This window comes from Murinocardiopsis flavida, assembly GCF_003014485.1.
Lineage (GTDB): Bacteria > Actinomycetota > Actinomycetes > Streptosporangiales > Streptosporangiaceae > Murinocardiopsis > Murinocardiopsis flavida.
Genome location: NZ_PYGA01000012.1, coordinates 1 through 12,269, shown reverse-complemented (window position 1 = coordinate 12,269; position 12,269 = coordinate 1). Strand labels below are relative to the sequence as shown.

14 protein-coding genes and 1 pseudogene are annotated in these 12,269 nt (G+C 74.1%); 12 read left to right on the top strand and 3 right to left on the bottom strand.

Features of this window, described 5'->3' with window-relative positions:
• The first annotated feature begins 67 nt into the window (after window positions 1-67).
• On the top strand, window positions 68-1,075 hold the full coding sequence (locus CLV63_RS16955) for a LacI family DNA-binding transcriptional regulator (RefSeq protein ID WP_106584073.1): 1,008 nt from the start codon (window positions 68-70) through the stop codon (window positions 1,073-1,075).
• Between the two features lie 83 nt (window positions 1,076-1,158).
• Here the strand turns inward: CLV63_RS16955 and CLV63_RS16950 are convergent.
• Window positions 1,159-2,366 (bottom strand): IS3 family transposase gene (locus CLV63_RS16950; protein ID WP_106584071.1). Its coding sequence is split into 2 segments (ribosomal slippage): window positions 1,159-2,066 and window positions 2,066-2,366, totalling 1,209 coding nucleotides; the frame shifts between segments, so codons are not numbered across the junction.
• Between the two features lie 367 nt (window positions 2,367-2,733).
• Here CLV63_RS16950 and CLV63_RS16945 point away from each other — a divergent pair.
• The 7 genes from CLV63_RS16945 to CLV63_RS33590 are packed head-to-tail and all read left to right on the top strand — an operon-like array spanning window position 2,734 to window position 7,519.
• Complete coding sequence (locus CLV63_RS16945) at window positions 2,734-3,585, top strand: TRM11 family SAM-dependent methyltransferase (protein WP_106584070.1); 852 nt, start codon at window positions 2,734-2,736, stop codon at window positions 3,583-3,585.
• Window positions 3,582-4,511 (top strand): TRM11 family SAM-dependent methyltransferase, encoded by a 930-nt coding sequence (locus tag CLV63_RS16940; protein ID WP_106584068.1) that lies wholly within the window; start codon window positions 3,582-3,584, stop codon window positions 4,509-4,511. Before CLV63_RS16945 ends, CLV63_RS16940 begins: the two co-directional genes overlap by 4 nt.
• Entirely contained in the window at window positions 4,508-5,650 is a 1,143-nt protein-coding gene (locus tag CLV63_RS16935) for a DNA cytosine methyltransferase (protein WP_245928875.1), read from the top strand. The genes CLV63_RS16940 and CLV63_RS16935 overlap by 4 nt, the downstream gene beginning before the upstream one ends.
• Window positions 5,650-5,979 carry a hypothetical protein gene (locus CLV63_RS16930; protein ID WP_106584066.1) on the top strand — a complete coding sequence of 110 codons (330 nt, stop codon included), beginning with the start codon at window positions 5,650-5,652 and terminating at the stop codon, window positions 5,977-5,979. Before CLV63_RS16935 ends, CLV63_RS16930 begins: the two co-directional genes overlap by 1 nt.
• 51 nt (window positions 5,980-6,030) lie before the next feature.
• Window positions 6,031-7,044 (top strand): hypothetical protein, encoded by a 1,014-nt coding sequence (locus CLV63_RS35020; protein WP_106584064.1) that lies wholly within the window; start codon window positions 6,031-6,033, stop codon window positions 7,042-7,044.
• On the top strand, window positions 7,041-7,289 hold the full coding sequence (locus CLV63_RS16920; protein ID WP_106584062.1) for a WhiB family transcriptional regulator: 249 nt from the start codon (window positions 7,041-7,043) through the stop codon (window positions 7,287-7,289). The genes CLV63_RS35020 and CLV63_RS16920 overlap by 4 nt, the downstream gene beginning before the upstream one ends.
• A complete protein-coding gene (locus CLV63_RS33590; protein ID WP_170134242.1) occupies window positions 7,286-7,519 on the top strand; it encodes a helix-turn-helix domain-containing protein in 234 nt (77 codons plus the stop codon). Before CLV63_RS16920 ends, CLV63_RS33590 begins: the two co-directional genes overlap by 4 nt.
• 23 nt (window positions 7,520-7,542) lie before the next feature.
• Here the strand turns inward: CLV63_RS33590 and CLV63_RS16910 are convergent, their stop codons facing one another.
• Window positions 7,543-7,887 (bottom strand): hypothetical protein, encoded by a 345-nt coding sequence (locus CLV63_RS16910; RefSeq protein WP_106584058.1) that lies wholly within the window; start codon window positions 7,885-7,887, stop codon window positions 7,543-7,545.
• Window positions 7,887-8,300, bottom strand: a complete 414-nt coding sequence (locus CLV63_RS16905) for an ATP-binding protein (protein WP_106584291.1) — start codon at window positions 8,298-8,300, stop codon at window positions 7,887-7,889. The genes CLV63_RS16910 and CLV63_RS16905 overlap by 1 nt, the downstream gene beginning before the upstream one ends.
• A gap of 577 nt (window positions 8,301-8,877) precedes the next feature.
• Between CLV63_RS16905 and CLV63_RS16900 the strand changes: the two genes are divergently transcribed.
• From CLV63_RS16900 to CLV63_RS16885, 4 genes and pseudogenes are all read left to right on the top strand, one after another.
• Window positions 8,878-9,252, top strand: a complete 375-nt coding sequence (locus tag CLV63_RS16900; RefSeq protein WP_146165582.1) for a hypothetical protein — start codon at window positions 8,878-8,880, stop codon at window positions 9,250-9,252.
• A gap of 99 nt (window positions 9,253-9,351) precedes the next feature.
• The gene (locus CLV63_RS16895; protein ID WP_106584054.1) at window positions 9,352-11,175 is read left to right on the top strand and encodes a polymorphic toxin-type HINT domain-containing protein; all 1,824 of its coding nucleotides are present in this window, start codon (window positions 9,352-9,354) and stop codon (window positions 11,173-11,175) included.
• A 13-nt stretch (window positions 11,176-11,188) separates the two neighbouring features.
• Window positions 11,189-11,575 (top strand): hypothetical protein, encoded by a 387-nt coding sequence (locus CLV63_RS16890; RefSeq protein WP_106584052.1) that lies wholly within the window; start codon window positions 11,189-11,191, stop codon window positions 11,573-11,575.
• Window positions 11,576-11,641: 66 nt separating this feature from the next.
• Window positions 11,642-11,950, top strand: a pseudogene (locus tag CLV63_RS16885) (histone-like nucleoid-structuring protein Lsr2); the annotation flags it as partial.
• Window positions 11,951-12,269: the final 319 nt, after the last annotated feature.

Genomic DNA, 12,269 nt, shown 5'->3' with positions numbered 1-12,269 from the left:
GAGGCATGCCATGCCCACCGTCAATGCCTCGCCCTGCCGGCTTTCTCGGCCCGGTAACCTCACAGCTGTGGTGACCATCCTGGACGTCGCCCGGGCCGCCGGCGTGAGCAAGTCGACGGTCTCACGGGTACTTGACGAACGCCTGCCCCGCTCCACCAATTCGACAGCCGAACGCGTCCGCCAGGCCGCCGCCGAACTCGGCTACGTCCGCAACTCCCTGGCCTCAGGACTACGGCGAACCGGCACCAACACCGTGGGGGTGGTGGTGCCGCGACTGACCGACACGGTCATGGCCATGCTCTACGAAAAGATCGCCGCAACCGCCGCCGTCCGCGGAATCTCCGCCCTCGTGGCCACCACCCAGGACCAGCCCGAAGCTGAGCACGACGCCGTCGACACCCTGGTACAGCGACAGGTCGACGGGCTCATCCTCACCACCGCACGCACCCCCACTTCGCCCGCCGACCAACTCGCCAACCATCCCGTGCGGTACGCGCTGGCCCTCCGCACCGACGGCCTCAGCGCCTCCTCGATCGGCGACGACCGCCTCGGCGGGCACCTCGCCACGCGACACCTGCTCGACCTGGGCCACCGGCGAATCGGGCTGGTCAGCGGCCCCGACTACGCCTCCAGCGCCCAAGGCCGCCGCGACGGCTATCGCCAGGCACTCACCGAAGCCGGAATCATCGTCGACGAAGCCCTCATCGAAGGCGACTCGTTCTCGATGGACGCGGGCGAAACCGCAGGCCGGGCACTCCTGAACAACCCCGACCGCCCCACCGCGATCTTCGCCGTCAACGACAACACCGCAATCGGCGTCATGGCCGCCGCGCACACACTCGGTCTGCGCATCCCCGAGGACCTCTCCCTGGTGGGCTACAACGACATCCCCGTCGTCAGCCGACTACCGGTGCCGCTGACCACCGTGCGCGTGCCCTTCGACCAGATCGCCGCCGGCGCACTCGACCTCCTGCTCAACCACAACGACACCGCCGCGCGAACTCTGATCGCCACACCAACCCTCATCCCCCGACGTTCCACCGTCCCACCCCAGCCGCAACCAGGACCTGCATAACCCCCTCGACATCCACTCCGTGCCGCAACGCTCGTGCCGGACGGGAAAGGGGGGTTCCCCCCGAAGTGTGGACACCTTGTTGATCATGCAGCGGTTGCCAGGCTAATCGAGCGCTGCTCGCAGGCGAGCGGACTGAGGCGGCGGTTCCATGAGTGGCGCCGCCGGGTGTTGTAGCGGGCGATCCAGGCGAACACCGCCAGGCGGGCCGCCCGCAGCGTGGCCCAGCATGTGAGCCCCAGCCCTTGCAGCGTCTCGCGTTTGAGCGTGGCGTTGAACGACTCCGCTGCCGCGTTGTCGGCGCTGGAGCCGACGGCGCCCATCGACCGGGTCACGCCGAGCCGATCGCACAGCTCGGCGAACTCCTTCGAGGTGTACTGGGCCCCGTGATCGGAGTGGAACACCGCACCCGACAGGCATCCGCGCTCGCGGGCGGCGGCCCGCAGCGCATCGGCGACGAGTCCGGTGCGCATATGGTCGGCGATCGAGAACCCCACCAGGCGGCGCGAGTACAGATCGATCACGGTGGCCAGGTAGAGGAACCGGCCCCCCTCGATGGGCAGGTAGGTGATGTCGCCGACGTAGCGGGTGTTGGGCCGCTGCGCGGTGAACTCGCGCCCGAGCAGGTCCGCCACGGGCTCCTCGCAGGGCTCGGGCACCGTGGTGCGCTTCCTCTTGCGCAGGTGGATGCCCTCGATGCCGGCCTGGCGCATCACCCGCTCCACCCGCTTGTGGTTGACCTCATAGCCCTTCCCGCGCAGTTCGGCGGTGATCCGCGGCGCCCCGTAGGCCGGGTCCTGCTCATGGACGGCCTGGATTGCCCAGGCCAGAGCGGCATCGCCGGCGGCCCGCACGGCGCGGGCGGGCGCTCCCGCCCTGAAGGCATAGAAGCCCGACCGGGACAGCCCGAGCACCCGGCACAGCCGCTTGACGCCGAAGGCGCCCCGGTGGTCGTCAACGAAGCAGAAGCGGCTCACTGCCTCATCTCTCCCGCGAAATAGGCGGCCGCCTTGCGCAGGATCTCGCGTTCCTTCTCCAGTTCGGCCACGCGCTCGCGCAGTCTGCGGTTCTCCTGCTCCGCGGTGGGTGCCCCCACCGCGGCGGTCGGGCCCGGTATCGGCCTCGCGGCGGGCCCGGTGCCGCGGCGGCCGTCATCGGTACGGATCCAGTTGCGCATGGTCTCGCGGTTGACGCCCAGGTCATCGGCGACCGAGGCGATCGTGGCCCCGGGCCGGGACCGGTACAAGGCGACAGCGTCGGCCTTGAACTCAGGCGGGTAGACCTTCATGGCCATAGATGGACTCCTCCTCTGGTTCCAGTGTCGGAGGTGTCCACAAATCAGGGGGAAGGCCCAAAGCTCCTCACCGCAGCACGCGGCCACGAAGGTTCCCGGCCACGCGGCAACACCGTGCGCGTGCGTGACCACGCGAAGCCGACACCGGGGTTGAAGCCGACACCGGGGTTTTCGCTCCGGCACCAGCCGTGCGGGTGCGGCACGCTCATCCCCGGAGGCGACAGCCGGTCCCGGCAACGGAGCGGGTACGCAGCAGGCGCCCTCGGGGGATTCTGCTCGGGCATGTCCACTTTCGGTGCGGTCCTGGCAGTTTTCGTGGGCGTCAGGGCATCCGGCACCGATCACCCCCCGCGCGGGCGCACCGCCCATGAACCACCCCGATCCCGCCCCCGGCCGCGAGTCCACCACCCCGCAGCCGCCTATGGCCATCTGGCCCTGCGCCCAGAGGCCGCCTGAGGACCAGCGGGCCGAGCGCGGCCTGGCGAACCCGGTCGCCGCGGCCGAGCCCGCCACCCTGCCTGACCTCGCCCAGCGCGTCATCGTCGAACTCTGCGCCCCCGGCTCCGCGGTCGCGGACCTGATGTGCGGCTCGGGCACCATCGCCGCCGAGGCCGCCCGGATGGGACGGCGCGTCCTGGCCATGGACATCGAGGCCGCCTGCCTCGCCCAGACCCGCACCCATCTCGACCAGCCGGGCCTGTCCGCCCACGTCGAAGCGCTGTGGCAGGGCGACCTGCGCGACGCCGCCGACCTCCTTCCCGATGCGCACCGCAGCCGCGACCTCATCGTGCTGGCCCTGCCGCTGCCCGGCCAGGGCACCCCCGCCGGCCGGGAGCGGGGCACCCTCACCGGGCTGTACGCCTGCTCCTACGCGCTGGCGCTGGAACAGGCGCTGCGCGCCTGCGCGGTGCTGGCGCGCCCCGGCGCCCGGCTCGCACTCATCTGCCCCCACCAGCCCGCCGCCACACCGGATCTGGCCGGGCTCGCCGCGACCGCCGCGACCGCCGCCGGGCTCACCTACATCCAGCACGTCCTCGCGTTGAGGGCCCCGATCACCCACGGCGCCCTGGCCCTCCGCCCCGCCCCGGTGCAGGCTCCGCTGAACCCCGACAGCGCCCGGGCCGCCGCGAGCCTGCACACCCCCGTCCACGACGACGTCCTCATCTTCACCGCCCCCACCCGCACCGCAACGCCCGCACGGGCGGGGGTGGGCCGATGAGCGCACCCGACCCCGGGCCGGACCGGCGCTCGGTGTGGGCCACCGGCCAGCTCCAGGCCCGCGCCCAGCGCGCCGAGCGCTACCTTCCCGAGACCCTGGACCACCCCGCCCGGATGCTGCCCGCGATCGCCCGGCGCGCCATCACCGCCTACACCCGCCCCGGCGACACCGTGCTGGACCCGATGTGCGGGATCGGCACCACCCTGGTCGAGGCCGTGCACCTGGGCCGCGACGGGCTCGGCATCGAACTCGAGACCGCGTTCGCCACCACGGCCCGGGCCAACCTCGCCCGGGCCGCCGCCCAGGGCGCGCCCGGGTCCGCGACCGTGCACACCGGCGACGCCCGCACCGCCGCCGCCGAAGTCGCCCCGCCCGTCGGCGGGGCCGCGCTGCTGCTGACCTCACCGCCGTACGGGTCGATGACGCACGGGCGGGTCCGCTCGCGCCGCGACGGCGCCACCGACCGCAAGGTCGACAAGTGGGCCCACCTGTACAACCAGGACCGCGACAGGGCCAACCTCGCCTACCAGCGCCCCGAGGCGCTGCTCAGTGCGTTCGCCGAGATCCTCGTCCAGTGCCGCCCCCTGCTCTGCCCGGGCGGCCGCGTCGTCATCACGACCCGCCCGTTCCGCATCAAGGGGCGGCTGGTGGACTTCCCGTCCCAGGTGGCCGAGGCGGCCCAGGACGCCGGGCTGGTCTTGGTCGAGCGGTGCGCGGCGTTGCTGTGCGCGCTGCGCGGCGAGGGCTTGGTGGGGCGCGCCTCGTTCTTCCAGATGATCGAGACCCGGCGGCTGCGCGAGCGGGGATTGCCCGCCCACGTCATCCAGCACGAGGACGTCCTCGTGCTGGCCAATCCGGGGGGAGGGGCCGCGGTGAGCGGCCCCGTGGGGGAGCCGACCGGCCCCGCGGGGGAGGGGGCGCCGTGAGGCCCGCGCTCGCATCGGCCGTCCCGGGCACCCGCGCTCACCGGCCCGCCCCGTCCGGGGCGCTGCCGGTGATCGGGTCGCTGTGCACCGGATACGGCGGCCTGGACATGGGGGTCGCCACCGCCCTGGGCGGGGCGCGCCTGGCCTGGACCGCCGATGACGACCCCGACATCGCCCGCCTGCTGAAGGTGCGCTTCCCCGGCACGGCCAACCTCGGCGACCTCGCCGCCGTGGACTGGGCCCGCCAGGAGCGCGTCGACATCCTCACCGCGGGATGGCCGTGTCAGGACGTCTCCGGGGCCGGGCGCGGCGCCGGCATCGAGAAGGGAAAGCGCAGTGGGGTCTGGGTCCACGTCGCCCGCGCCGTTCGCGATCTACGACCCGGACTCCTCGTGCTGGAGAACGTGGCCGGCCTGCGCTGGACAGGGCGGGGCCTGGACCGGGTACTCGCGGACCTGGCCGCGGCAGGGTATGACGCGCGGTGGTGCAGCCTACGTGCTGGCGACATCGGCGCCTGCCACCGCCGCGAGCGGGTGTTCGTTGCTGCCCACCCCGTGCGCGAGCGAGGGGAGCGGGGGACCGGCCGACCCGGTGGTGCGCCGGGCCCGCGGGCGCCAGGTGTTGCTTTCCGATGTGCTGTGCCACCTGGACACGGCGCCCGCACCGGGCCCCGGGCCGACCGGGCGGCGCCGGGATGCCGCGCGGGGGCCCGCCCGGGAGGCCGACAGCGCCACCGCGCCCCGTCCAGAGGGCCCGACCGGGGATCCGGTCCGGCCCACTGCCGCCACCGCCCCGCCCAGCGCCCTGCCCACCACCGAGGGGGTTCGCCTTCGGCCGGTGCTGATCCCGCACAGCGGTGGGGCCGCTACGCCCCCGCCATCGCCCGCTGGGAGCACGCCGTCGGACGCCGCGCCCCCGCACCCACCGAGCCCGGACGGCGCGGCCGGCCCCGGCTGAGGCCCGCCTTCGTCGAGTGGGCCATGGGCCTGGATCCCGGCTGGGTCACCGGGACCGACCTCGCCTTGGCCCGGCGCGCCCAGTTCCGCGCGCTGGGCAACGGCGTCGTGCCCCAGCAGGCCGCCCACGCCCTCACCCACCTGCTCAACCGATCGGCCGCACACCCCGAGGAAGGCCCCTGATGCACACCGCCGACGCCCCCGCGCGCGCCCGGATCCTCGCCCAGATCCACGCCCTGGCCGGCTTCCTGCACGCCCGCCCCGACCTGCCCGTTCACGACCTCGCGACCTTCGACCTCTGCTACTTCCCCGGCGGCGACGACGAGGCCCGCGAGGCCGAGGTCGAACGCATCGCCGACCTCCTCCAGGCCCCCGTGGTGCGCGAGGACGGCCACACCACCTGCGAGCACCGCATCGGCGCCGCCGCCTACCGGGTCGTGGCCATCAGCGATGAGGCCCGCGCCCGCCATCGCGCCCTGGCCACCTACGCCCCCAACATCCGCCCCGACTGACCGCGAGCCCCACCCCGCCCCCCATGTCTTCGCGCTGTGAGGAGCTTGCGCATGCCCGCGGCCACCGCGACCGAACTGACCCGGATCCAGCGCGCCGGGCGCAACCTGGACCGGGCCCTGACCGCGGTGGCCGCGGGCGCGCTCGCGTTCTCCACCGTCAACGTCGCCCTGCTCGCGATCGCGCACGGGGTGCCCGCCTGGATCGCGTGGCTGCTGGAGCCGCTGGTCGGCATCGCCCTGTGGGCCGTGCTGTCCTCGGACGCGGTCCTGTCGCGCTACGGCGCCAGCGCCGGGGTGTGGGCGTGGCTGCTGCGCGCCTTCACCGGCGGCGTCACCCTCACCCTCAACGTGTGGAGCAGCGTGTTCACCACCGGGGCCGGCGGGGTGCTGCGCCTGGACCCCGACCCGGCCGGGATCCTGCTTCACGCCATCGCCCCCGTCCTGCTGATCCTGCTCGCCGAGGCCGCCCCCCGCTACCGCGCCGAGTTCGCCCGCATCGAGACCCGGCTGCGCTCCGCCCCCGCCCGCCCGGCCGCACCGGCCCCCCGTTCCCCGGGCCGCGGCCCCGCCGCCCCGGGGCCCGGGGAACCGGCCGAGGCGCTCAGCGCCCACCTCTGGTACGGCACACCCCCCGCCGGCACCGCGGGAAGGTCCGGCCCGCAGGCGCCCGAAGGTCCGGCTGCGGGTCCGGACCCCGGGGCGACCCCGCCCCCTGCCGCAGCCGCCGCGACCGCGCCCGCGCCGCGCCCCCCGCACGGTCCGGACCCGGCGGCCCACAACCCCAGCACAGGCCCCGCACCGCCCGCCCCGCCCGATGCGGCGCCGGGTCCGGACCCAACGCGACTCTCCCGCAAGAAGAAGCGCAAGCACCGCCGCGACCGCAACGACGCCCGGGCCCGCCGCATCCTCGCCGACCACCCCCACATCACCGGTGCCGAACTCGCCCGCCGCCTGGGCGTGCAGACCCGCAGCGGCCAGCGCATCCTCAACCGGATCACCGCCCCCGCCCCGGAGCCCGCCGCGGCCACGACGCTGCCCGCACCCCGTGAGGAGCCCGCACCATGAGCACACCCGACCGCCGCTGGCATGAGGCCGCCCGCTGCCGGGGCGCGGACCCCGGCCTGTTCTTCCCCGCCCAGGGCGGGTCGGTGCGCGCCGCCAAGCGCCTGTGCGCCGCCTGCCCCGTGCGCCGGGACTGCCTGGCCGAGGCGCTCGGCAGCGGCGAGGCCTACGGGGTGTGGGGCGGCACCAGCGAGCAGGATCGCCGCGCCCTGCGCGGGGCAGGCGCAGGCACGGGCGGGCGCCGGTGAGCGGGCTGGACACGCCGCTGCTGAGCATCGACCAGGCCGCCGAGTACCTCAACGTCCGCCCGTCGTGGCTGCGCGCCAAGGTCGCCGCCCGCCAGGTCCCGCACCGGCGCCTGGGCAAGCACGTGCGATTCACCGCCGAGGACATCGCCGAGATCCTCACCGCCGCCCTGCACCACCCCGCCCCCGCGCAGCGGTCCCGGCCGCGCCCCCACCGCTACCGCGCCGACTGAACCGCGCCGGACCCGCGGCGCACTCAGGCGACGGAGGGCCCGGCCGCGCCGAGCAGGAGCCGCACCGCCCGGTCGATGTCGGCGGAGCCCAGCCGCACCGCGGCCCCGCCCCGCTCAGTCCAGGACAGCTCCCCGGCCCGGCACCACACCGTGGCGCCAGGCAGCGACACCACCGCCACCGTCGCGTGCACCGCCCCGTACACCCGCACGGCCCCGGCGCGGCGCAGCGCGGCGAACAGCGCCTGGGCGGTCTCGGCCGGCCCCTGTGACGGGGGCGGGGGCGGGGGCGCGGCCGCCTGGACGTAACGGCCGAAGCGCCGCCGCGGCTTCGCGTCGCCGCGGGGCCGGGGCCGCAGCAGCAGCGCCATCACGCACCCCCGGTCGCGAAGCGGGCCCACACGCGCACCCGGTCCGGACCCGGATCGATGCCCCACGCATCGGCCAGGGCGGCGACCAGCGCCAGGCCGCGCCCCGACTCCGCGCCCGTCCCTGCGGCCCGCGGGGCCGGGACGCGTCCCGGAGCGGCCGGGGTGTGCACCCGGACCTCCACCCCGTGCGCATCCAGGCGCAGCACCACCCCGCCGGGCCGGGACCCCGGTGGCGCGGAGGCGTGGACCAGGGCATTGGTGGCCAGTTCGCTGACGACCAGCAGGACCTCCTCGCTGCGGGCGCGGCCGACGAGCCGACGGGCGGCCCAGACGCGGATCCGCGCGACGTCGCGCGCACAGGCGGGCAGCGGGCGGGTGCAGCAGCGGGTGCGGGTGCGGGGTGTCGCAGACATCGGGGTCGCCTCCAACCCGTGGTCGGTGCGCAGACCCGGGGCGGGCGTGCGCACCCGCATCCAGGCTCACCTTCGCCCCCCGCGGCAAGCCGGTGCCACAAGAAAACTCACCCGGCGCGCCCGCCCCGCCCCAGCAGTGCCGGGACGGGCGAAAACGACTCGGCCGACCGCTTGACCCCGGGCGCGGAGTCGAGCCCTACTGGTGCCCGCCCCGGACGGGCGCACCGCACGTCAGTGCGGCGCGGCGGCAGGAACGGCGCGGCGCGCCCGCACTCCACCGCCGGCGACGACTGCCGCCCCTGCGGGCCCGCCAGATCAAGGGGGGACGGGCCCGCAGGAACCCGTCCGGGGCCCCGCCGCCCCGGGCCGCGCGTGCGGCCCGGGGCGGCATTTTCGGTAGACACCCCTGACCTGATCCGGCCGCAATCCATAAGTCCCATGACAGCCCGAAGTCACTGCGTTACCGTGAAACCTCTCCATTTCCTATTAACCACAGGAGGCCCCCAATGGAGACCACGGCGAAGTGCGCTGTTTTCCCCGAATGTCCCTTTTTTCGCCGCCCTGCGAAGGCGGGTGGATGACAATGAGCGTGCTCACCCGAATTCCCGCCAGCCTGAAGATCGTGCGCGTCGCGCTGTATGCGTTCGCGGTCATATCCGTGTTGGCCAGCGCCGGGCTCATTCTCACCGAGGGATCCGCACCGCTGGTCCTGCTGGCCACGTTCGTGTTCGTGACCGCCCCCGGCGCCGCGGCGTTCCTGCTGGCCATGCTGCTGCCCAAACGGGGGACCGTCCTGTTCTGCGGGCTCATCGCGTTCGGCGTCTGCGGGATCCTCGCCTCCCTGGCCTCGGTCGGGGCCGGGCTCACCTGGATTTCGCAGATGCTCATCCCGCTCGCAATACTCATTTTCTCCCTGCGCGCCGATTCGCGGGAATTCCTGCTCCGCCCTTGACCTGAACCAGACCTTGACCCGCATTCGCCGGCGGCGGCCCCGTGCGCGCCGCGGCCCTATTCGCCGTGCCCGCGAAACGCCCATCCCCCAGGTGAGTTCATGCTGCTGCGAATCCACGATCCCGACCGCGGGGCCTCCCTCGTCGAATACGCCGCCCTCATCGTCCTCAGCGCCGCCGTACTCGGCGGCCTGCTGGGTTCGGGCGTCCTCAGCCTGCTGCGCACCTCCGTGCAGGATGCCGTCGACGCCCTGCTCAGCGGGGACGGCACCGCACCGCAGGCGGGCCCGGGAAACCCGACCCCGTCGCCGCCTCCGGGCGGCGGCGACCCGCCGACCGGGGCGCCCAAGGGCCCGCCCGACTCGCCCGCCCAGCCCGAGCCCGACCCGGGGCTCTGGCCCGGGCTGGGCGACCTCGACGCCCCCAGCCCGCGCGCGCTGCTCAGCGATCTCGGCGGCATCGGCACCGCCTTCCACCCCGGCGGCGGGTCGCTGCAGCGGGCCTGGCTCGGCGACGCCGCGGAACCGGCCCTCACCCTGCCCACCCCCGACCTCACCCTCGCCGAGTACTTCAACCCGAGTGCCTATGCCGTGCGCAAGTACGCCGAGTCCCAAGGCGTCGAAGCCAACCCCCGGCCCGGCGGGCTCCGCGGGCACTTCCACGACCTCGACACCGAGGGCGGGGCGATCCTCGGCGGGATCCTCAGCGGCACCGGAAACGCGTTCCTGCACCCGGTGGAGGCCGGGCAGCGCGCGGGGGAGTCGCTGGTGGCGGCCGGCGACGAGATTGACCGCCACCAACTCCAGCGGGACATGCGCCTGGCACGGCAGTGGCAGCGCGGCGACTACGTCGCAGGCATCGGCCGCCACCTATGGGACAACGCGGCCTACAACACCTTGCACTCGCCCTTCAGCCCGGGCAATTGGCTGGTCAACGACCAGGCGCGCGGCTATGCCGGCAACGGCGCGTACGGCAAGGCCGGCGCGCACGTCCTCGGCTCGCTCGCCGACCTCGTCCCCGGCGGCAAGGCCGTCAAAGGGCTGGGCGCCGCGGGCAAGGGCGGGGCGCCGCCCGCCCCCGCCCCGGCGCCGCTCCCCCGCGCGGGCGGCCCGGACAAGCCCGGGACACGGCGCGACGGCGAGGCCGAGACGCCGCGGGGCTCCTGCAAGGCCAACAGCTTCCTGCCCGCTACCCCGGTCCTCATGGCCGACGGCTCCACACAGCCCATCTCCGCGGTCCAGGAGGGCGAGGAGGTCCTGGCCTTCGACCCGCGCACCGGCCGCGAGGGTCCGCGTCCGGTCACCGACCTGATCGCCGGCACCGGCACCAAGGACCTCGTCGAGATCACCCTCACCGGCCGCACCGGAGCCGCCTCGACGGTCACCGCGACCGCCGAGCACCCCTTCTGGGCACCCGACCGGGCCGCGTGGGTCGACGCCGAGGACGTGCGGGCCGGCACCCGGCTGCGCGGCAGCAACGGCGCCTGGGCCACCGTGGCCGGCGTCGAGCACCGCACCGCTCCAGGCCAGGAGGCCCGCAACCTCACCGTCGCCGGACTGCACACCTACTACGTGATGGCCGGCGACCAGCCCGTCCTGGTCCACAATGACGACTGCGGCGATCTGGGAGAGGACTGGACGCCCCGCGACCCCGCCGAAGCCTGCGACAGTTTCGGATGCGAACAGGTGGCCCGGCAGATCCAAGGCAAGATCGGCGGGCAGCGGTACCGGATCAGCGACTCCGCCGGCGCCCCCTACCTCGGTCAGTACCGCGGCCACGACACCATGTGGCGCACCCACGAGGTCGTCATCCGCGACGGGCGCGTCTACGACGAATTCACCGACCGGAAAGGCATGCCTGTCGAAGAATGGAAGCAGCTCTGGGAATTTAATGGCCAGTACCTTGACTTCGAACAACTGGATTGACAGGTTCCTGCCGATGGACTACCGCATTCTTTTCAACGACGTGCAGAAACGCCCCAAGAACTATGGGCTGGACGGGTCGTTCCTTCAGTTCACCGTCTTCGTGAACGGCTGCGACGCAGGCAATGACTGGGGGCTCCTCCTCGGATTCAACCACTGGCTCGCGCTGCGGCTCGACTGCGAGGCATCCCCGGCATGGCCGGTTCTGGTGCTGCGCTCGGCGTTCCCGGACGAACAGCGCCCGACGTTGCGCGCCGCACTCTCCCCCGAGCAGGACACGCAGGCCAGCGAGGAGATGTTCCGCCTCCTGGGCGCATTTCTTGAGCAGCGCACAGGGGCCTCCGTCTCCTCCATTATCGCCAGATACGAGAACAAGACGCGCAACCGCGCCGACGCCGGCTAGCGGCGCGGGCGATCCCAGCGGGTTCGTGACCAGGTACCCATACGCGTATGGGTGAAAGGGGAGAGCATGGCTCAGCGCACAACGGTGGAACTGATCGATGACCTGAACGGCTCCCGCGCCGAGGAGACCATTGACTTCGGCCTCGACGGCCGGCGCTACGAGATCGACCTCAGCGAGGACAACGCCCGCCTGCTCCGCGCGGCCCTGGCCCCGTTCGTGGAGGCGGCCCGCACGACCGCCACAGCGCGCAAGCGCTCGGCCCCGCGCCCCGACCCGGAGGAGCCCGCACGGGTCCGCGCATGGGCGGCACGCAACGGCTACGAGGTCAGCACCCGCGGACGCATCCCGGGACCCGTCGTGGCCGCCTACCGCGCTGGAACCCCGGCCGCACCGGCGCCGCCCGCCCCGGCCACGGCCCACCACCCGTTCACCCCCAGCGACCCGTTCGCCCCCGCGGCCCCCTGACCGCCACGCACCCGGTCGTCCGTGCCCCATCCGCGGACACCCCTCACAACCACGGGATCCGCGCGGGCTCCGGCCGCGTCCCACCACCACGAGAACGCCCGCGGCCGAGGCCGCGGCACAACCCCATAGCCAGCAGTCCTTCAGTTCCCCCACACGAGGACCCTTGCCATGAAACGCCAGATCGGCGCGGCCGTGTGCGCCGCGATCCTGCTGTCCGGATGCTCCCTGC

Coding starts and splice junctions, on each gene's coding strand:
- CLV63_RS16945 (WP_106584070.1), top strand. CDS start 2,734: ATGAACCACCCCGATCCCGCCCCCGGCCGCGAGTCCACCACCCCGCAG.
- CLV63_RS16940 (WP_106584068.1), top strand. CDS start 3,582: ATGAGCGCACCCGACCCCGGGCCGGACCGGCGCTCGGTGTGGGCCACC.
- CLV63_RS16930 (WP_106584066.1), top strand. CDS start 5,650: ATGCACACCGCCGACGCCCCCGCGCGCGCCCGGATCCTCGCCCAGATC.
- CLV63_RS35020 (WP_106584064.1), top strand. CDS start 6,031: ATGCCCGCGGCCACCGCGACCGAACTGACCCGGATCCAGCGCGCCGGG.
- CLV63_RS16920 (WP_106584062.1), top strand. CDS start 7,041: ATGAGCACACCCGACCGCCGCTGGCATGAGGCCGCCCGCTGCCGGGGC.
- CLV63_RS16910 (WP_106584058.1), bottom strand. CDS start 7,887: ATGGCGCTGCTGCTGCGGCCCCGGCCCCGCGGCGACGCGAAGCCGCGG.
- CLV63_RS16905 (WP_106584291.1), bottom strand. CDS start 8,300: ATGTCTGCGACACCCCGCACCCGCACCCGCTGCTGCACCCGCCCGCTG.
- CLV63_RS16900 (WP_146165582.1), top strand. CDS start 8,878: ATGACAATGAGCGTGCTCACCCGAATTCCCGCCAGCCTGAAGATCGTG.
- CLV63_RS16895 (WP_106584054.1), top strand. CDS start 9,352: ATGCTGCTGCGAATCCACGATCCCGACCGCGGGGCCTCCCTCGTCGAA.
- CLV63_RS16890 (WP_106584052.1), top strand. CDS start 11,189: ATGGACTACCGCATTCTTTTCAACGACGTGCAGAAACGCCCCAAGAAC.